This window comes from Chryseobacterium bernardetii (assembly GCF_003815975.1).
Classification (GTDB): Bacteria; Bacteroidota; Bacteroidia; order Flavobacteriales; family Weeksellaceae; genus Chryseobacterium; species Chryseobacterium bernardetii.
In genome coordinates, this window is record NZ_CP033932.1 from 732,407 (window position 1) to 752,596 (window position 20,190).

Annotated in this window: 20 protein-coding genes; 11 read left to right on the top strand and 9 right to left on the bottom strand. The window is 36.5% G+C overall.

Translation table 11 applies throughout. From position 1 onward, the window contains the following. The first annotated feature begins 27 nt into the window (after nt 1–27). Nucleotides 28–1,062, top strand: a complete 1,035-nt coding sequence (locus EG339_RS03545) for a hypothetical protein (RefSeq protein ID WP_123868898.1) — start codon at nt 28–30, stop codon at nt 1,060–1,062. 120 nt (nt 1,063–1,182) lie between these two features. Here the strand turns inward: EG339_RS03545 and EG339_RS03550 are convergent, their stop codons facing one another. Next, nucleotides 1,183–3,915, bottom strand: coding sequence for a M16 family metallopeptidase (locus EG339_RS03550; protein WP_123868899.1), 2,733 nt, complete (start codon nt 3,913–3,915; stop codon nt 1,183–1,185). Nucleotides 3,916–4,042: 127 nt separating this feature from the next. Here EG339_RS03550 and EG339_RS03555 point away from each other — a divergent pair, with 127 nt between their 5' ends. After that, the gene (locus tag EG339_RS03555) at nt 4,043–4,753 is read left to right on the top strand and encodes a Dph6-related ATP pyrophosphatase (RefSeq protein WP_123868900.1); all 711 of its coding nucleotides are present in this window, start codon (nt 4,043–4,045) and stop codon (nt 4,751–4,753) included. An 82-nt stretch (nt 4,754–4,835) separates the two neighbouring features. Here the strand turns inward: EG339_RS03555 and EG339_RS03560 are convergent, their stop codons facing one another. After that, nucleotides 4,836–6,245: a pyridoxal phosphate-dependent decarboxylase family protein gene (locus EG339_RS03560; protein ID WP_123868901.1), complete on the bottom strand. Its 1,410-nt coding sequence runs from the start codon at nt 6,243–6,245 to the stop codon at nt 4,836–4,838. A 177-nt stretch (nt 6,246–6,422) separates the two neighbouring features. On the opposite strand from EG339_RS03560, the gene EG339_RS03565 reads away from it, so the two are divergent. From EG339_RS03565 to EG339_RS03600, 9 genes are all read left to right on the top strand, one after another. Next, nucleotides 6,423–7,529 carry a serine hydrolase domain-containing protein gene (locus tag EG339_RS03565; protein WP_123868902.1) on the top strand — a complete coding sequence of 369 codons (1,107 nt, stop codon included), beginning with the start codon at nt 6,423–6,425 and terminating at the stop codon, nt 7,527–7,529. Nucleotides 7,530–7,567: 38 nt separating this feature from the next. Then, nucleotides 7,568–7,933: a 2'-5' RNA ligase family protein gene (locus tag EG339_RS03570; RefSeq protein ID WP_262706896.1), complete on the top strand. Its 366-nt coding sequence runs from the start codon at nt 7,568–7,570 to the stop codon at nt 7,931–7,933. After that, on the top strand, nt 7,930–8,097 hold the full coding sequence (locus tag EG339_RS24615; RefSeq protein ID WP_262706897.1) for a hypothetical protein: 168 nt from the start codon (nt 7,930–7,932) through the stop codon (nt 8,095–8,097). The genes EG339_RS03570 and EG339_RS24615 overlap by 4 nt, the downstream gene beginning before the upstream one ends. 104 nt (nt 8,098–8,201) lie before the next feature. After that, nucleotides 8,202–8,756, top strand: coding sequence for a crossover junction endodeoxyribonuclease RuvC (ruvC, locus tag EG339_RS03575; protein ID WP_123868903.1), 555 nt, complete (start codon nt 8,202–8,204; stop codon nt 8,754–8,756). Between the two features lie 326 nt (nt 8,757–9,082). Next, on the top strand, nt 9,083–10,153 hold the full coding sequence (locus EG339_RS03580) for a DUF4407 domain-containing protein (RefSeq protein WP_123872608.1): 1,071 nt from the start codon (nt 9,083–9,085) through the stop codon (nt 10,151–10,153). Then, complete coding sequence (locus EG339_RS03585) at nt 10,153–12,030, top strand: AAA family ATPase (protein ID WP_228459699.1); 1,878 nt, start codon at nt 10,153–10,155, stop codon at nt 12,028–12,030. Before EG339_RS03580 ends, EG339_RS03585 begins: the two co-directional genes overlap by 1 nt. 106 nt (nt 12,031–12,136) lie before the next feature. Then, nucleotides 12,137–12,730, top strand: a complete 594-nt coding sequence (locus EG339_RS03590; RefSeq protein ID WP_123868904.1) for a phage tail protein — start codon at nt 12,137–12,139, stop codon at nt 12,728–12,730. Between the two features lie 5 nt (nt 12,731–12,735). Then, nucleotides 12,736–13,419 carry a T9SS type A sorting domain-containing protein gene (locus EG339_RS03595; RefSeq protein WP_123868905.1) on the top strand — a complete coding sequence of 228 codons (684 nt, stop codon included), beginning with the start codon at nt 12,736–12,738 and terminating at the stop codon, nt 13,417–13,419. Between the two features lie 93 nt (nt 13,420–13,512). Next, nucleotides 13,513–13,710 (top strand): KTSC domain-containing protein, encoded by a 198-nt coding sequence (locus tag EG339_RS03600; protein WP_123868906.1) that lies wholly within the window; start codon nt 13,513–13,515, stop codon nt 13,708–13,710. Between the two features lie 52 nt (nt 13,711–13,762). Here the strand turns inward: EG339_RS03600 and guaB are convergent, their stop codons facing one another. The 7 genes from guaB to EG339_RS03635 form a co-directional block, all read right to left on the bottom strand. Beyond that, on the bottom strand, nt 13,763–15,223 hold the full coding sequence (gene guaB, locus EG339_RS03605) for an IMP dehydrogenase (RefSeq protein ID WP_073300399.1): 1,461 nt from the start codon (nt 15,221–15,223) through the stop codon (nt 13,763–13,765). Nucleotides 15,224–15,435: 212 nt separating this feature from the next. Continuing rightward, nucleotides 15,436–15,936 carry a DUF4252 domain-containing protein gene (locus EG339_RS03610; RefSeq protein WP_123868907.1) on the bottom strand — a complete coding sequence of 167 codons (501 nt, stop codon included), beginning with the start codon at nt 15,934–15,936 and terminating at the stop codon, nt 15,436–15,438. A gap of 9 nt (nt 15,937–15,945) precedes the next feature. Then, nucleotides 15,946–17,226: a DUF4252 domain-containing protein gene (locus tag EG339_RS03615; protein ID WP_123868908.1), complete on the bottom strand. Its 1,281-nt coding sequence runs from the start codon at nt 17,224–17,226 to the stop codon at nt 15,946–15,948. 47 nt (nt 17,227–17,273) lie between these two features. Beyond that, nucleotides 17,274–17,945 (bottom strand): hypothetical protein, encoded by a 672-nt coding sequence (locus EG339_RS03620; protein ID WP_185147663.1) that lies wholly within the window; start codon nt 17,943–17,945, stop codon nt 17,274–17,276. Next, nucleotides 17,920–18,429, bottom strand: coding sequence for an RNA polymerase sigma factor (locus EG339_RS03625; RefSeq protein ID WP_066691262.1), 510 nt, complete (start codon nt 18,427–18,429; stop codon nt 17,920–17,922). Before EG339_RS03625 ends, EG339_RS03620 begins: the two co-directional genes overlap by 26 nt. Before the next feature lie 99 nt (nt 18,430–18,528). After that, complete coding sequence (locus EG339_RS03630) at nt 18,529–19,689, bottom strand: putative sugar nucleotidyl transferase (RefSeq protein ID WP_123868909.1); 1,161 nt, start codon at nt 19,687–19,689, stop codon at nt 18,529–18,531. A 241-nt stretch (nt 19,690–19,930) separates the two neighbouring features. Further along, nucleotides 19,931–20,182, bottom strand: coding sequence for a type B 50S ribosomal protein L31 (locus EG339_RS03635; RefSeq protein ID WP_066690797.1), 252 nt, complete (start codon nt 20,180–20,182; stop codon nt 19,931–19,933). Nucleotides 20,183–20,190: the final 8 nt, after the last annotated feature.

Here is a 20,190-nt window from a genome sequence, read left to right on the forward strand (position 1 = left end):
ATAAACACATCACAAAAGGCAATTATTATGAAAAACTACTTCAAAAGACTTTTATTTTTAGCAGTTTTCTTCTCTGTAGCAATGATATGCGCTCAAAAGAAACCTGAAGAATTCACGATCAGTCTTCCCACAAAAAAGCTGGATAAAAGTTACTATAAGACCATTAGGGTCATTGACCGCAGAATGGACACCACCTCATTGGGAACCGTTCGGAAGGGGCTTTTAAACAATCCTGCTAATCTGTTGGCTTCCCGAACTCTTTCCGACCAATTTCAGGATGTTTTAAACAATCTTAATGGAGAGAATACAGAAAGCGGTACTTTAGTTTTATATCTCAGGCAACTTTCGTTTGCCGAAGTAGCGGCTCATGGCTATTTTTATTTCCAGGGATTTCTGTTTTCAAAAAATAAAGATGGTTCTTATTCTTTGTTAGATCAGGTGAGTCAGGCCATTGACCATAAGGCCAAATCTGATGTTACTAAAGAAATCCTGCAGAAAGGAAGTGATTTTATTGTTGACTTTATAGCAACAAATGCTTCTGAAAAGCCACAATCCGTTAATCATTATACTTATGAGCAAATTAAAGATTTTGAGGGAATTGCCAAGGAATCTGTCAGTCTTTATCACTCTCCGGAATTAAAAGATGGAGTCTATAATGATTATCAATCCTTAAAAGACCAACAGCCCAATAAAGAAATTTCCCGTGTAAAGTTTTATGGTAATGCTCCGAAAATTGTCAGAATCTATGAAACAGTGAACGGTGAAGAAAAGGAGATTAAAAAGGACGGCATCTATGCTATTATTTACAAAGGTGAACTTTATATCTATCTTTCTATGGAAAACCTGTTTACCAAAGCTGAAAAAAAAGATAATGACTACTATTTTACAGGGAAAATAAAGGCGGATCCCAATTCACCTTATCTGATGGCAACTCCTGCATTTCCTTATGGCGGCGGTATTGGAATTTCTTTCACTGCCAATCCCATTACTCCTTTTGAAATGAAAATTGACTATTTTAACGGAGACTTTATCCCTATCAGAGAAGTTGAAAGTAAAAAGTAAATTTGGTTTGAAACTTGAAAAGGAGACTAAAAATTTGTTTTAGACATATAACGGCCCAAACTCTTTAAAAAAATGAAAACCACAGAATCATCTGTGGTTTTCATTTTTAGCTATTTTAAATTATTTCTTGTTGAAATCTCCTGCGAAAACAGAAGTAAGTTTATCTTCACTTATATATTTCTTAAGAACATCATTTACCTGGCTTACCTTTAAGGCTGAAACTTTTGCTTCAAGTGTATCATAGTCTTCCAACGGAATACCATACTGAAGCTGAGAGTTTACAAGCCCCATCAGAGTACTGTCATTTCCTAAGCTTGTTTTTCTTGAAGTTAACCACGAAGTCAGATTAGATTTAAATTCTTCTTCAGTAAATCCTTCTTTTACAGCTTTGTTTACTTCTTCTTTCAGCGCTTTGTTTACTGCATCTTTTTTTGTTGGATTAAAGAATGCATACCAACCCCAAGATGCTACATTATTATCTGCCGGCACACCCATATATGAGCCTGCGCCATAGCTGATCCCTTCTTTTTCACGAAGTCTCATAGGAATTCTTGCGGTCATAAAGCCACCGCTGCCTAACATTTCATTAGCAATCAGCAATGCTGGATAATCCGGGCTCTTTCTGTCCATAGAGAAGCTGATTTTTCCAACAGCAGCTCCGTTTTCTTTATCCGGAGTTAAATAGATCTTATCTTCTTTTTTGGTTGCAAAAAGCTCAGGCTTGATCTGTTCATAGTTAGATTTTGAGTTCCATTTTCCAAATGTATTTTCCATTAAAGAAGACGCTGTTTTAGAGTCTATATCTCCAATCATGGTTCCTACTCCGTTATTACTTCCTATAATCGTATTGTAAAAATCTACAAGCTCCTGTCTTTTGATTGTTTTATTAGCCTCAATCTGCTCTTTGAATGATGGAGTATAATAAATACTTTGTTTAGGATAGTTTTCTGTAATTTTTCCAATTTCTGTAAATGCCAATGCCTGCGGATCATTTAAAGAGCCTTCCAAATACGTATTGTATTCATTAACGGTTTTTGCTAATTCTGCTTCAGGGAAATTAGATTCTGTAAGGATTTCTTTCATCAGATCCATTACTTTCGGCAAATGCTCTTTGTATGTACTTACATTAGCTGATAATGTTTGCCCTTTGAATGAAAAACTAATGGAAGATTTCCACTGGTCCAGCATATCCTGAATCTGCTCCTTCGTATGGGATTTAGTACCGGTTTTCATTACCTGCGCCATTAAAGCTCCTATCTGGGATTTTCCACTTAAGTCTTTAGCATTACTTACAGGGAAGCGGAAGCTGCCTAATACTTTCCCTCCTTTAATTTCTTTTTTGATAACGCCATACTTCATCCCGTTGCTTAATTTCCCTTCAGAAAGGTTAGCTTTCAGGTTTTTAATGCTTGCTTCAAATGGAGCCACTTCTTTTTCTAAAGCCTTTCCTTTATAATCTTTTGTTAGCGTTGCAATCTGGTCATCAGAATACTCAATATTCTTAACTCTTATTTCATCTTTAGCAGGTACGAATACACCTACCGTCCTGTTGTTCGTTTTAAAGTATTTATCAGCAACTCTCTGAATATCGGCCAAAGTAAGCTTTTCAACATTATCACGATATAACATTCCTAATTTATAACTTCCAGCACCTACAATCTCAGTAAGCCCGATTGCAAAATTGATCGTATTATTTTTTGTATTTTCAATTTGCTTTAAAATTTTAGCTTTGGCTCTTGCAACATCCTGTTCCGTATACTTGATGGTTGAAACTTTATCCAGCTCCGTTCTGAATTCATTTTCTACCGCTTTTACATCCTTATCTGCAGGAACTTCCAAACCGAAGTACATGAAGGCAGCGTCTCTCACTGTTGGCTGATAAGAATAAACGGAAGCTGCTTTATGAGAATCAATCATAGCTTTATATAGGTATCCTGAAGGATCTGCCGTTAAAATTTCCGATAATGCATCTAATGCTGCATAGTCTTTATCTGCATAAGGTGCCGTGTGGTATAATGCGCCTACAATTTTACTGTCTCCTGAACGTTTCAACTCTACAAAACGTTCTCCATCCTGGGCTGGTTCAACAGTATAGGTTTGATCCAAAACTCTTGAAGGTCTCGGAATTACTGAGAAATACTGGGAAATATAATTTAAGGCCTGTTTTTCATCAAACTTCCCTGCTACAACAAGGGTTGCATTGTCTGGCTGATAATGTTTCTCATAGAATTTTCTAAGGGTTGGGGCTTTTACTCTTTCAATATCTTCTTTACTTCCGATGGTACTGTTCCCATAGTTATGCCATAAATAAGCAGTGGATACTATACGCTCCATCAGAACCGAACCAGGGTTATTTTCCCCAATTTCAAATTCATTTCTTACTACAGAGAATTCTTTATCCAGGTCAGACTGAAGAATTGTAGCATTAACCATTCTGTCAGCTTCCATTTCTAAAGCCCATTTCAGGTTCTCATCACTGGAAGGGAAAATTTCGTAATAATTTGTTCTGTCGTACCAGGTGGTACCATTGGCATCTCCTCCCTTATCAGACAGTTGTTTTTTTATATCACCTAATTTCTTAGTACTTTTAAATAACATATGTTCCAGTAAGTGGGCCATTCCTTTTTCTCCGTATCCTTCATGCTTAGAGCCTACATTGTAAATGATGTTCACCACCATATTACTTTGTGAGGCATCTGGAATTAAAAGGACTTTCATTCCGTTACTCAAGGTATACTCCTTTACCCCTTCTGTATTACTTACAAATTTTGGAGCTTCGGCTTTCTGCGAAAATAAAGGCGTTGCAATTCCTGTAAAAAATAGGACAGCTGTCCCAACCAATAGATTTTTCATGTGTTTTATTTTAAATCTGTTTAATTTTGAGTGTTTTCATGTCTATTATATTAATTAGACTCTAAAAATCACCGGAATGTTACAAATTTTGTCATAAAATTGCAGTATTAAAAGAAATTTAGAGTAAATGAAGCCTAAAGCCTTATTCAACTGGAGCAGCGGAAAAGATTCTGCATTGGCTCTTTACAAAATTTTACAGGATGATGAATATGAAGTAAAAACTTTATTAACCAGTATTAATAAAGAGTTTCAAAGGATTTCCATGCATGGTGTTCATGTTCTTCTTTTGGAACGGCAAGCTTCTCATCTTGGTATTCCTCTGACAAAAATGGAGCTTCCAAAAGAACCTTCTATGGAGGAATATCAGAGGATCATGAATACCACAATGAATGAAATACAGGCCCAAGGTATTACCCATTCTATTTTCGGGGATATTTTTCTTGAGGATCTTCGCCAATACAGAGAAAAACAATTAAACACCATCGGTATACAAGCTGTATTCCCTCTTTGGAAACAAAATACTTCTGACCTCATCCGCGAATTTCTGAAATTGGGATTCAAAACAATTGTAACCTGTGTGAACGGAATGTATCTGGACAAAAGCTTTGCCGGAAGAGTCATTGATCAGCAGTTTCTGGATGACCTTCCTAAAAATGTAGATCCCTGTGGAGAAAATGGAGAATTCCATACCTTTACGTTTGACGGGCCTATTTTTAAAAACCCTGTTCAGTTTGAAATCGGAGAAACGGTGAAAAAAACTTATCCCAAGCCGAAATCTAATCCGGAAGACCGGGATGAAGAGTATGTTTTCTGGTTCTGTGACCTGCTCCCTACATAATCTGAAACCAGATTTTAGCTACTAATGAACGAATAAACATAGAGTATAGATAAATTTATGGGTGCATTAGCAGCAATTCAATTTATTTTAACTGTTCGATAGTGCTGTTCATCATATCAAATATCAGCTGAACATCTGTCTCATTTGTTTTCCAGTTAACAAAAGCTGCCCGGATTCCATTATGCTGATTATAAAATGTAGGAGTCATGAAAACTTTCCCGGTATTATTCAATATTTCAAGGAATTTCCCTACCTCATCCTGTTTTGTATCATCTTTTAAAGTAAAACATACCGTATTAAGACGCACAGGGGCTAAGAGTTTAAAATCATTGCTGTTTTCAATAAGCCTTCCGAAATTTCTGGCCAAAGAAACATTATTTTCAACAATATCTCTATATCCTTCTTTTCCATAAGCCATTAAGGAAAACCATGCAGGAAGAGCTTTCAGTCGTCTTGAATTCTCAGGAAGAAAATTTAAATAACTGAAGTTATCCAAAGGATCACCTAAGTAAGGTGCATTGGAGTTTTGGAAAGTTTCTACCTGTAAAACTTTATATTGTTCTTTTACCAGAAATAAAGCACTTTCATAAGGAACGTTCAGCCACTTATGGCAGTCTATGGTAATACTGTCTGCATATTCCCAACCTTCAACAAGGTGTTTATAATGTTCTGAGCAGGCAGCAAAACCACCAAATGCAGCATCAATATGCCACCAGAAATTATATTGTTCCTTTAGTTTTTTGATCTCTGTGAAATCATCAAAATCAACGGTATTTACAGTTCCCCCGCTGGAAATTAGTATAAATGGTTCATTATCCAGTGTGGTGATCTGTTCTTTCAGATCTTTAATAGAAATAGCCTCACGGTCATTGCCGTCCGTTTTAATCTTTATAATATTATTGCTTCCCATTCCTAAAAGTGACAATGACTTTATAGAAGATGAATGAGGTGTTGCAGTAAGTACTTTAATTGTTTCATAAATACCTTCTTTGGCAATATCGCGGCCTTTTTCTTTCCCTAACCATTGGCGGCCCACTGCGAGGCAGGTGAAATTTGACATTGTAGCCCCAGTAACGAAACCACCAAGAAAACTATCCGGAAGTTCCAGGAGTTCCAAAATAAGCTTAATAGCCTCAAATTCTACATTAGCAGAAATATCTCCCTGCCCTTTTCCAGACTTGGGATTCTGATCATAAATAGTAGTCAGCCAATCTCCTGCAATAGATGCCGGGGTAGAACCTCCGGTTACAAATCCCAGATATCTTGGACCTGAAGCCCCTACCATGATAGGTTCAAACCTTTCATTAAATATTTTAATGGTTTCTTCAGTTCCATGGCCATATTCGGGAAGATTTACAGGTTCCGGTACAAAAGGATTATTGATAGAGGTAGGTCTGTCCGCGAGAGCATTCAGATATTCTGTTCCCTGCTTTTTTATAATGTCCAATAGATGGCTGATGTTCACTGAATCATTTTTCAAATGCTCTTTCATGATGTTGGATTAAAATAATCTGTTCAAATGTATTGAATAGTATACAAAGAACCATTAAATATGGATTAAATACCCGGAAAATCCCTTCTTAGCACGTAATTTGTATCCTACAACGCTCTTAAAAATTTCAGTATCTTTAAGAATACCAATTGTATAATATTAAAAAAATAAACACCTGTGATCAAAAATTTAATGTTCCTTCTTCTGTTTTGTTTTCTATTGTCATGTAAAACGGAAAAAACAATACCTCCTGTTGATAAAAAGGCAATTATTGACTCTACTATCACTGCATTTCAGAAAACACTTCTTGAACAGCAGATTGATTCTGTCTTCAAAAAATACCATTTTAATGGCAGTATTGCTGTTTTTAAAGATTCTCTTCCTCTTTACAGAAAGGAAAACGGATGTTCAGACTTTAAGAGAAAAGCTAAAATTGACAGCAATACCGTTTTTGCAATAGGCTCTGTAAGCAAGCAATTCACGGCCGTTATGATTTTACTTCAGGTGGAACAGGGAAAATTAAATGTTACGGATAAAGTTTCTAAGTATTTAAAAGAATTCCAGATCAAAGAATATGAAAATATTACCATACATCAGCTTCTGAACCATACTTCAGGACTGAATATGATGGGTGGAAAACTGATGTTTAAAAGCGGGTCAGATTTCTTCTACTCTAATAATGGATTTAATGCATTGGGTAAAATAGTAGAAGCTGTCTCCGGGAAGTCCTATGATGATAATGCTTTAGAACTTTTCAAGAAGGCAGGTATGACCCAGTCCTCAACCGGAAATGCTTTTAAAGGCAATAATTTTGCATCAGCTTATCTGGGAAATTCAAATAAGTTCGAGGAAGTTCCCAATATGCCTAAAAGATTAAGCGGGAAAGAAATAGGGGCTCCCGCAGGCGGAATTCTTTCAACCATTCAGGATCTTCATACTTGGAATAATGCATTATATGGCGGAAAAATCCTAAAACCTGAAACGCTGAAACTCTTCATGGCGAAAAGTGCGGAAAGACACCATGCTATCTTTGGAAAAATGGGCTATGCCTACGGAATTATGCTGAACATTGGCAAACCCAATTCTTATTTTCACAGCGGTTATGTAAAAGGTTCCCCTTCCCTCAATATTTATTATCCTGAAACGAAAACTTCTGTTATTATTCTTTCTAATATTGCAGATGAAGAAAAAGGAAAAGGGTTAGTCTTCAAGCCCCATATTGAAGTAAAAAAAATTACGGATCATCTTGAAAATACGCTTCATCAGCTTAGATCAGGACATTAGCTTGCCGTTCGTGCTTTATAAAACCTTATCTTTATCTTATGAAAAAGATGTACTTCATTGCCATTTATCCGCCTGAGGAAATCATTGAGGAGATCAAGGCTTTCAAGAGAGATATGGCAGTTTCCTACGGAAATTCCAAAGCCTTAAAAAATGAAGCTCATATTACTCTTTTCCCTCCTTTTTCCAGAGAACTGGAATTAGAAGAAGATATTCACATCGCTTTTCAAAAAATTGATACCCAAATTACACCATTTGAAATTGAATTAAATGGCTTTGGGAGTTTCCCTAATCCCAGAAATCCTGTGATCTTTGTACACCCTGAAAATAATATTCACTTAACAGATCTTTACAATAGGGTAAAACAACATTCAACTTTTCAAAATATTCTTTTACTCCTCATATGACTGTTGGCTACAGAGATTTGAGTTGGGAAAATTACTTAAAGGCATGGGAAAAGTACAGGAACAAGGAGTACAAAACTAAATTTTTAGTTGATAAAATTCTATTATTACGTCACGATGGAAGATGGGTACCTATTGCTGAAAAAGCCTTTACAGAAAATCTATAAAACACCCATTTCCAATCCTATACAGATAATAACCCATTCATTATCTATTTGCCTCTCGTCTCTATCCTATTATTATTATTTTATAAAATCCTATCTTTGACCCAATGATTGCAGAAAAAATAATTTTAGGTATTGATCCCGGAACTACCATAATGGGATTTGGTCTTATTTCCGTTAAAAAAGGTAAAATGGAGATGGTTTCTATTCATGAACTTATCCTGAAAAAATACCCCAACCATGAGACCAAACTAAAATATATTTTTGAAAAAACTCTCGCTCTTATTGACGAATACCATCCTGATGAAGTAGCATTGGAAGCGCCTTTCTTTGGAAAAAATGTGCAGAGTATGCTAAAACTGGGACGTGCGCAGGGGGTAGCAATGGCTGCCAGTTTATATAGAAATATTCCTATCACAGAATATTCTCCAAAGAAGATCAAAATGGCGATTACAGGAAATGGTAATGCCAGCAAAGAACAGGTGGCAGGAATGCTTCAGAATCTTCTTAAGCTAAAGGAATTCCCAACAAAATATTTAGATGCTTCCGATGGTCTTGCTGTTGCTGTATGTCATCATTTTAATTCCGGAACCATTACGGATACAAAATCGTATTCTGGATGGGATAGCTTTTTGAAGCAGAATCCGGATAGGCTGAAGTAGGTATAAAAAAATATTCTTGAAATAAAACCACTATCCGTCTATAGTATTCCCTTATATAGGATAATTACCAGTACATCATAAAGCTTTACCATAATCTTGCGGAAGAATTCCCTGCCCATATATTAAGTATGATATCATAAAGAAAATAAATACTATTATTTCATCAAAAAACTAATTTGTAAAATTAAAATTGTTCTGTATGAATCATTAAAAGCCATAGTATTAATAAGCTATCTCAAACTTAATTTTAAGTTACTTGGTAAAACATAATACTATCTTTTACATTGGTATGATTTTTAATACTACCTTTGTATAAATTTTCTATGATGAAAACAAACCAACAAACTATAAATCAAACGAATCATAAAATAAATTGGTTCCAGAAGTTCCTGATGATATGCTCCGGCGGGAACATCCATATTTTAAGAAAAACACCAAGTGAATGGAATAAGTTTTCCGGCATTGGAGGTATTGTTCTTTTCACTGCAGTGTTTGCTACCTTATCTGCAGGCTATGCCATGTATACAGTATTTGATGATATCTGGGCATCAATAGGGTTTGGAATCCTTTGGGGATTAATGATCTTTAATCTGGATCGGTACATCGTATCTTCTATCAAAAAGACCGGAACATGGTGGAATCAGATCCTGATGTCTGTTCCCCGATTAATCCTTGCAACCTTTCTGGGAATTATTATTTCTAAACCTTTAGAGCTAAAAATCTTTGAAAAGGAAGTAAACAAGCAGTTAAACACCATTATTCAAAGGAATAAAAAGCAGCTTCAGGGTGAAATGACCGGAAGAATTCTTCAACAGAGCGGCCCCTTCGAAACAGAAAAGAAACAGATCGCAAATAAAATAGCTTTATACCAGCAGTCTTATGATTCTGCTTCTGTAGAACTTGAAAAAGAAATTTTAGGGAAAGAATCCGGTTTAACGAGCGGAAAAGAAGGTTTTGGGCCTAATGCCAAACGTAAACAACAATTGAAAGAGCAACGCAGGCAGGATCTTGAAAATTATCAGAAACAGGTAGCTCCGAGGCTGGAATATCTGGATAAAGAGATTTCAAAGGTATATACCAATCTTGAAACCGAAAGAAAGTCAACGGAAACTTTTGAAGATAAATTCAACGGCTTTGCGGCCCGGCTTCAGGCTTTGGATGAGCTAGGTAAAAATTCTGCCATTATAGGATTGGCAGCCACGTTTATCATGGGACTGTTTATCTGTCTTGAAATTTCCCCGGTGCTGGTAAAATTAATCTCTCATGTAGGGCCTTACGACTATCTTTTAGAAAAAACAGAAAACGATTTCAGACTTTACTCTAAGGAAAAAATTGAAAAAGGAAATGCATTAACCGACTTCAGAGTTGAGGATTTCAAGGATAATCTAAAAAAATAATGTATTTTTCATCCATGATTATTGATAAAGAAGAAATCCGGAAAAAAAAGAAAAAGCTGGACGACTGTAAAGCTTACCTTAAAAAAGAGTTTATCGGTATAGATAAGATCATTGATGATATCATGGAATATATCCAGATATGGTATCTGATGCCAGAGATCCTGACACGGCCCGTGGTAATCAATCTTTGGGGAATGACCGGGGTTGGAAAGACCGATCTTGTAAGGAAAATGGTCCGCTTTCTTGATTTTCAAAACCGCTTTGTGGAAATTGAGTTAAGCAATACAGATGAAACAATATGGAGTAAAAGTGTTTCCGATATTTTGCAAAGTAATGGACTAAGTGATGAAAAACCCAGTATTGCGCTTTTTGACGAAATCCAACGCTTCAATACAATAGATCCGGATGGCATGCCGGTTCCTCAAACCAAGTTCACGGATTTCTGGGAACTTTTAAGTGACGGGCGCCTGAGCAAAAGAGAACGAGAAGATCTTGAGCACTATTTATTCTCCTATCTTTTTCGCAAAAAAGAAAATGACAGAAGAAAGCTGAACGGAGAAACAGAACTGGACGAAAATCCATATCTCAACTTATGGGACGCCAAAGAATTAAAAAAATACCTCAGCATGGAAGATGATGTTATGAGCATCATTGATATGAAAGAGGAAGATATGATTAAGCTGATCCGCAAGAAACAGAAAGAAAAGAAGATCTATGAACCGGTTGATTACAGCAAAATGCTTATTATTATCAGCGGAAACCTGGATGAAGCATTTCAAATGTCAAAAGAAACCAGTGAGGCAGATGTGGATGCCAATATTTATCATGCATTCACCAAAAAAATAACTGTTGTTGATATTAAAAATGCCTTAGCCAGAAAATTCCGTCCTGAGCAGGTAGCAAGATTCGGGAATATCCATCTGATCTATTTTTCATTAAAGACTGAAGATTTTCATAAGCTGATCCAACGGGAGATCAATAACCTGAAACATAAAACAAAAACAAAATTCGGGGTTTCATTGAAGATAAATAAACGCATCAATGAGCTCATTTACAGAAACGGAGTATTTCCGGTTCAGGGTGTGCGCCCTGTATTCAGCAGTGTAGTGGATATATTGGACACCAACCTCAGCAAGTTTCTGTTTGAGGCCATCATCCATGATGACAAAAACATTGAGATCGATTATCTTCAGGATAAAAAGCTCATTATTGGCCAGATAGGGAGCAGAACGATAGAAATTCCTTATCTGGGAAGGATTGACAGCATACGACAGGCTAATCAGCAGGATGCCGTAGCCAACATCAGCGTTCATGAATGCGGACATGCAGTTTCTTATATGCTATATACCGGTTTTGCTCCTTTACAGCTTAAAAGTAAGGTAGCAAGCAGCTATGCAGCCGGATTTACTTTTCCACATCAGATCCACGATACCAAAGAAAGCCTGCTGAACAGGATCAAGATATATCTTGCAGGCGGTATTGCAGAAGAAATCATCTTCGGAGATCAACATGCCAGCATTGGGAGAAGTCATGACAGAGAGCAGGCCACCAGCCTAGCCATTGATTTCGTCAGAAAATATGGTTTTGAAGAAGATTATCAGGCTGCTTATAATCTGGAAGAATATCCTCACCGTATGCAGCAACATATTACAGATGAAAGGATTGAAAAACTGATGCAGGAACTCGTACAGAAAACAAGAGAAGACCTGATCCTACATTTGGATCTGCTCAAAAATATGAGCAAAACCCTTAGTGAGAAAGGAAGTATGTCTCCAAAAGAAATCCATGATATAGCAATTAAACACCAACTGGAAGTAAGCATCAAAGAAGAGGGATATCTCCACATCACCAATTATCACTACTTACTTAATATTTAGAGAATCTGTCTATAAGAATGGTAAAAAATCATAAATAAATTCTAATCTTTTAGTTCAGTCTGAAAGGTATTTCTTCTTAAATTTATACTAATAAAAATCGATTATCATGAAAAACTTACTTTTAGCATGCACATTGCTGCTTATCAGCGCATTAACCCCTTCATTAAAAGCTCAGGCAACCGAGCCTTTTTTAGGACAAATTGCTTTTGTACCTTATAACTTTGTTCCCAAAAACTGGGCAGAATGTAATGGTCAACTTCTATCAATCTCTCAGAACCAAGCTCTTTTTGCTCTTTTAGGAACTACTTATGGAGGAAACGGTATTAGTACATTTGCATTGCCGGATATGAGAGGAAGAGTACTTGTTCATAATGGCCAGGCGCCAGGTGGACCAACAATCTATTCAATGGGACAGACTGGAGGCGTTGAAAGCGTAACATTAACCGTTACTCAAATGCCTGCTCACAATCATACAGTGAATGCCGTAACTGCTGAAGGGAACCAAAGTACACCAACAAACAATCTGCCGGCAGATACTAAAGGGCTTGACAAAGAATATTCTGATACTGGAGCAAATACGACAATGAAATCCTCAATGGTAAACTCTACAGGTGGTAACCAAGCCCATGAAAACAGACCGCCATTCCTTACTCTGAAGTGTATTATTTCATTAACAGGAATATTTCCAACACAAAACTAGCAGCTATGAAATTTCTTTACTTATTATGTCTGGTATTTGCAGGCTCAGCTTCGGCACAGACAATTACCTTTAACGGATGTCATAATTTGTTTGATGATCAGAATTTCATTTTCAATAAAACGGGAGTAGATGCTTTTAATAAAAACATTTATATCACAACTCCTATTGATGGGCAGCCATGTGGAGGATTAGGAACTTGTGAATTTAAGATTCAGTGGAACAATGCCCTTACAAGATGGGAATTTCTTGCGGATGAAGGGTATGGCACATTCGCAAGCCCTAAACTTATCTACTATAACTCAACAGGAGGAAATGCCTTTTCTTTCCCTCCAGGGAATGCCAATGGAACGTGGGTTGAAAATACAGTGGTAACAACTTCTCTATGTGGAGGAAATCTTACTCCTACTAATTCTGTAATGACGGGTGATGTACAAGGTCCTGCGCTGGGAATACAGGAAGTTTCTAAGAGTACAATTCAGATTTTCCCTAACCCTGTTTCAGATTTTATTCAAATTTCAGGTATTTCTGATGGACAGATTATACAGATTTACAATATAGACGGACGTCTTATAAAATCTGAAACATTTGCTCCAAAGGTGAATGTTTCGCAACTTACACCTGGTGTTTATATATTAAAAATAAACACCAGGGAGTTTAAATCTCTTGAATTTAAATTTGTAAAAAAATAGAATCCCATTTACTAATAAAGTTAATATAAGCTCCCTAATTTCCGGGAGCTTTTCAATTTGAGTTTAGGGAACATTTTTTGCTGGAACTCAATTATGCCTTCCAGTGTTGTCAATAGTTTCATATATTTTCCGGAAACTGAAATATTAAGAATTATATATCAGTCAGGAGCTGTATATGATTATTTTAAGGTTCCTGTTCATATTGCTGACAATTTTGGCAAGGCATCATCCAGGGGAAAATATTTGAATAAAGTTATCAAACCACGGTTCAGATATAAAAAAGTGAAATAAAAAAAAGACTGTCTTATCGCAAAGACAGTCTTCTTTCTATTATTAATATTCTTTATAGAGAATAGTTAGGAGCTTCCTGAGTGATAATTACATCATGTGGATGTGATTCTTTTAGTCCGCTTCCTGTAATCATTACCAGTTTGGAATCTTTCTGTAAAGCTTCAATATCTTTAGCTCCACAGTATCCCATACCAGCTCTTAACCCTCCGGTTAACTGGAAGATCACATCTTCTAACTTTCCTTTGTGCGGAACTCTTCCTTCAATTCCTTCCGGAACAAATTTTTTGGCTTCGCTCTGGAAATATCTTTCTTTTCCTCCTCTCTTCATGGCAGAAAGACTACCCATCCCTTGGTAAGACTTGAATTTTCTCCCCTGGAAAATAATTTCTTCTCCCGGTGCTTCATCTGTACCTGCTAAAAGAGAACCTAGCATTACTGCTCCTGCTCCACTTGCAATAGCTTTTACGATATCTCCGGAAAGCTTGATCCCACCGTCTGCAATAACAGCTACATTCTGAGATTTAGCATACTCGTATACATTATAAATTGCTGATAATTGAGGTACCCCAACTCCGGCAACCACTCTGGTTGTACAGATTGAACCTGGCCCAACACCTACCTTAAGAACATTAGCTCCCGCTTTGATAAGATCTGCAGCCGCTTCAGCCGTTACAATATTTCCTCCTACGATATCTAAATTTGGATATGCTTTTCTGATCTCAGAAATTTTATCTAAAACTCCCTTAGAATGCCCGTGGGCAGAGTCAATCGCTACAATATCCACTCCAGCCTGTACCAAAGCTTCAATTCTGTCTAAAGTATCTTCTCCAACTCCAACTCCTGCACCAACAATAAGACGCCCGTTCTGGTCTTTATTGGCATTTGGATATTCAAGTTGATTATCAATATCTTTAATCGTAATTAAACCTACAAGCTTGTTATCCTTATCTACGATAGGCAATTTCTCAACCCTGTTCTTAAGAAGGATTTCTTTTGCTTTCTCAAGGTTGGTATCCTTGTCTGAAGTGATCAGGTTTTCTTTGGTCATGATCTCCTCCACTTTCATATCAAGATTCTCCTGATATTTTACATCTCTGTTGGTAATAATTCCGATAAGAACATTATCAGCATCCACTACAGGAAGCCCTGAGATCTTGAACTTCGCCATCATCTCTTTAGCTTGTCCTAAAGTATGGTCTTTGGATAGGGTAACCGGATCAGAGATCATTCCGTTTTCGGAACGTTTCACACGGTTCACCTGTGCTGCCTGTTCGGCAATTGTCATGTTTTTGTGGATAAAGCCTAAACCTCCAACTCTTGCCAGGGCAATTGCTAAATCACCTTCAGTAACAGTGTCCATTGCAGCGGAAACTATCGGAACATTCAGCGTAATTTTGTCGGTAAGTCTTGATTTTAATGAAACCTGGTTAGGTAAAACTTCTGAATAAGAAGGGACTAGAAGAACGTCATCGAAAGTGATGGCTGTCTCTACAATTTTGTTATGAATAGACATCTTTACTTTCTTTGCAAAATTAGGTTATTTTGACGACATATGAAAATCATTTTTAATAGTTTAAATAAAATTTAATAATCAATAAGTTAAATCGAAAAACCGCTCTTTTTAAGAACGGTTTTCCTTCACAAAATAAATTTAGTATGTCCGAAACTACTTGCGACAATTAATTTTCCTGATGATTAAAGAATAATATAAGGTTTTAATATTTTCTATTTATCTGAAACAGCATTGATCATTTTTGAAATATCATCAGGTGTAAAACTCCCCTTTACATCTACAAAAACCAATTCTTTATCTGAATTTACTGTTATCAGCATATTTTTAATGGCCTCACCTTTTTGTTTAACACGCAGGTTTACATTTTCTCCGTTATGTTTTATAGTAGCCCAGTCTTCATAATGGTTATTGTTGAGAAATTTAGCATAATCATTCAGCATTTCTTTGCTTCCGTTTTCTACAGTAAGAACCTTTATTTTGGAAACCTTTTTAATAAGGCTGATGAGTTCTTCACTTTCTCCGTCTTCTCTTAAAGCTTTTTTGATATACGGTTTGGCCAGCAATAACGGCACATTAAAACTTGTAAACTTAGCATCCTTAAAATTATATCCGGAATCTGAAAAGAAATCCATATTGGGTCTTTCAGAAACAATACAGGACTGGAGGATACCCGTTACCAAAAGCGAGAAGACAATAATTCTGAGTGTTTTCATAGTATTATTTTAGTCCATTGGTTTTAGCAGTCCTCCCGATGTTTTACTGATGTTGGCGTCTATTTCCGGTCTTCCTTTATATCTTACAGTTCCTCCTGAAGATGCTCTCACTTTCAGCTTATCTGAAACATTTACGGTAAGGTTTGCACCGGAAGTAGCTTCCGTTTCAAGGTAAGTGAACTTCAGGTCATCTGCTTTGCATAATGCTCCGCTGCTGATATCAATGATTCCTGAATCTGCTTTTCCGCTCAAACTTATATTGGAACCGCTTGAGCTTTTGATTCCGATATTTCCTGCCGTAATACCTGCTCTGATGTTTGATCCTGAAGATACTGAGATTGTTGCAGCATCTGAAACCTTGAAATCTCCGGTAATATTAGAGCCTGATGATGCATCAATCCTCATGTTCTTTTCCTGGATAGAATTCACAACGGTAAGATTAGAACCTGATGATACATCAATACTTTCCATTCTTGGAGAAGAGACATTCACACTTAGATTTTTAAATCTCAGATTTCTCATTCCCTTATTATCAATATAAATTTTCAAAATACCTTTCTCTACCTTTGTAATAATGTATTCTAATTTATCTGAATCAGCAATCACTTTTACACTGGTAGGTTTTTCCTGTTTAAAGATTACGTTTACACCGGTACTTACCTGAATTCCTGAAAATTCACCTACATTCCTTGCCTCACCATTAAGGTAAGATGAGTTATTATCTGAAGTTACATTGTTTCTTGTGCTGGAAATTGGGTTCTTTTTAGTCTCACTGGAATTAATGATCTTGCTTACATCATCCATAGAAAGTTTCCCATCCAGCATTACAAAAATACTTTCTCCGCTTCCTCCGTCAATACTTAGCAACAGATCATCCAGAATACCGTTTTTAGCTTCCGCAGAAAGGAATTTCACTTTAGCACCGGCATTATTTACAGACATGATTTCGTTGTAATTCAGATTTTTTAAATAAGATGAAATATCTTTACTCAGCTGAGACATATTAGTTTGCACTTTACGCCCTTCAGGAGTATTTCCTTTTTCAGGATTTTCCGTAATCAGAATTTTGAGTCCGTTGATTTTCGACAATAGCGGTTTAATCTGATCCAGCTGGGAATCATCAATATTAAGACTGCTGAGCATCCCGAACATAGGTTTGGCAATCTTAATGGAAGTTACTCCTTCTACTTCCTGATATTTGTCGAATAGCTGGTCAAATTTATCTTTTTGTCCATATACATTAAAGAAATGGGAAAAAGCAAGAGCGAATATTATGAATAGTTTTTTCATGTGTCAATTTTTATTTTTTTAAGTTAATGATAGCCACTTTGTTTTGATTAATAATCATCGTCTACTACTGTAGGCTGCGCCAATTTTTCACTAACGTTATTTGCAAATATCTGGAATGAGTATTTTGTTACATTAATTGCTTCTTCTACATTGTCTATTCTTTTACCGTTTACAATTACGTAAGAATTTTCATACCCTGTAGAATCTTTAGATATATTATTTTTAAAGGAAGAATTATCAGCATATCTTGGTCTTCTTTCTTTTTTAAGCCTTCCTCTCTTCGGCAATATTTCATCCATAACATCTTTTTCAGCTACATTATTCTCCTGGAAGATAGAATCTTTTTTGGCTCCAGAAATAGAATCGGTATGATTCACGGCTACCTGTTGCTGATGATTATGGTTTTCTTCAATAAAGCCGGACTTCTGTTTCAACACTTCATTTTTCACCAGGCTTTCCTTGTCCTGAACTCCTGTTCCTGAATTATTTTTAAGGAAAAGTCCGATCCCGAAGACCAGCGTTATACTGGCGGCCATCCAGAACCATTTGGGAAATGAAGGTTTTTTCTTTTCTTCCAATGGGATAACAGGGGCGGTATTTCCTTCAGGCGGCGCATTTTCTGCCTGCTGAAGAAAATCATCAAAGCTCCATTCCATTTTTTCTTCCTTTATCTCCCGGAAGATTTCATCGTATTTATCTTGTAATTGATCTTTTTTCATAGCTCATCAGTTGTGAGATTTGTTCTTTTACTTTTTGTCTTGCCCGCATAAGGTTTACCCTTACTGCATTTTCCTCCATTTCCAGCATTTCAGAAATTTCGGAAACATCGTACTCTTCTACATCTTTCAAGTGGATCACCAGCTTCTGTTTCTCGGGGAGCTGATTGATAAATCCTACAATATGTTCCTTAAGGTTATCAACTTCCATACTGTAAAGCTCGGACCGGTGAAGCTGCATATCCGCAAAGCCTATCTTCACATCGTGATGCTTAAGGCGGTTCAGGCATTCATTCCGGACAGACTTCAGCGCATAGGATTTTAGGTTCCCAAACTGCCCCAGTTCTTCCCGTTTCTGCCAGAACTTCATCATGATATCCTGCACTACATCTTCTGCCTCATCACTACTCATGACGAACCGCTTCGCAAAACGATACATCTCGTCTTTGAGAATAAACACCGTATTCTTGAAAGTTTCTTGGGTCATGAGTTTTGTTTCTTATAGGTAAGACAACCAGTCTTTACAATCTATTACATCAAAAATAAAAAAACTTCAAAAATATTTGAAGTTTTTATTATAACAGGATTAATACGTCTCAAAAACATGCTTCAAAATAGCCTTATCTTCTTCCGTTAAAGCTACTTTTCTTCGGGCCATTGCTCTTTCTGCTACTTCATAAACCTTATCTAATCTGAATCTTTCATCATCTTTTAAGCCTCCCCATGAAAAGTTCTCCACAAGGTTGGGCGGAAACCCGGGTTTGAAAATATTGGAGGCTACTCCAATTACAGTTCCGGTGTTCAGCTGTGTGTTGATGGCTGTCTTGGAATGGTCACCCATAATCATACCTGCAAACTGCAAGCCTGTATCTTCAAAAGTTTTGGTCCTGTAATTCCAGAATCTTACATTTCCGTAGTTATTTTTCATATTGGAAGAATTGGTATCTGCTCCAAAGTTGCACCACTCTCCAATTACAGAATTTCCCACAAACCCTTCGTGTCCTTTGCTGGAGTATCCGAAAATAATAATATTGTTTACTTCCCCTCCTACTTTACAGTGTGGGCCAATGGTAGTAGCTCCATAAATTTTAGCGCCAAGGTTAAATTTGGAATCATCACAAAGCGCAATAGGTCCTCGAAGATGGCAGCCTTCCATTACTTCTGTATTTTTACCTATGTATATTTTTCCGGTTTTTGTATTAATCGTTGAGAATTCAACATACGCCCCTTCTTCAATAAAAAGGTCTTTTTTATCGCCCAGGAAACCATTCGTGGAAGATAGTTCCTGTGAAGTTCTTCCTTTTGTAAGAAGATCAAAATCGAAATCAATAGCGTGATGGTTATAGGTAAATAAGTCTTTCGGTTTTTTAAAGAAGATAAGCTCTTCCTTAATATCCGTCATTTTTTCGATCTGATGAAGAGAAAATCCTTTCATATTGACTTTTGCTGCCACCAATTCATCTTCATACACCAAAGCCTCACCCTGCTTAAGATCTTTGATCTGCTGAATAACAGATTCTGTAGGGATAAAATTCGGAACTAAAAAAAGACTTTCTTTTTCTTCCGGCGCTTTAAATTTATCCTGAAGATACATTTCCGTAAAATAAGAGACTTCGGTATTCTCCAGAATTTTCTGCCATCTTTCAGAAAAGGTAAGGATTCCGCATCGCATGGCTGCAACCGGGCGGGTAAAGGTAAGCGGAAGAAAATCTTCCCAATATTGTGCGTCTGAAAATACTAATTGCATTTTTTAGAAGTTAGGGGTTAAAGGCAAGTAACCAAGGAATGACCCTTTACTGCCTAAGAACAAAAATACAAAAAGATGGGAGAAGTTTAAATAGAAGAAAAAAGATAATAGATGGATAAATAATAGACAGGGAATGGAAAACTAAGTATTGGGCTGATTTTTTATGCGAGTAATAAATTTTGGATACAAAAAAAGCCCTTCAAAAAAATTGAAAGGCTTTATTATTTTAGATATACAAAAATTACTTAGCGAATTTTTTGTATTTGTTCATGAACTTATCAACTCTACCTGCAGTGTCAACTAATTTCACTTTACCAGTGTAGAAAGGGTGAGAAGTTGAAGAGATTTCCATTTTGATTAGAGGATACTCTTGTCCTTCGAACTCGATAGTGTCTTTTGTTTCTGCAGTAGACTTGCAAAGAAACATTTCGTCGTTACTCATATCTTTGAAAACAACAAGTCTATAATTTTCTGGGTGGATTCCGTTTTTCATAATACTTA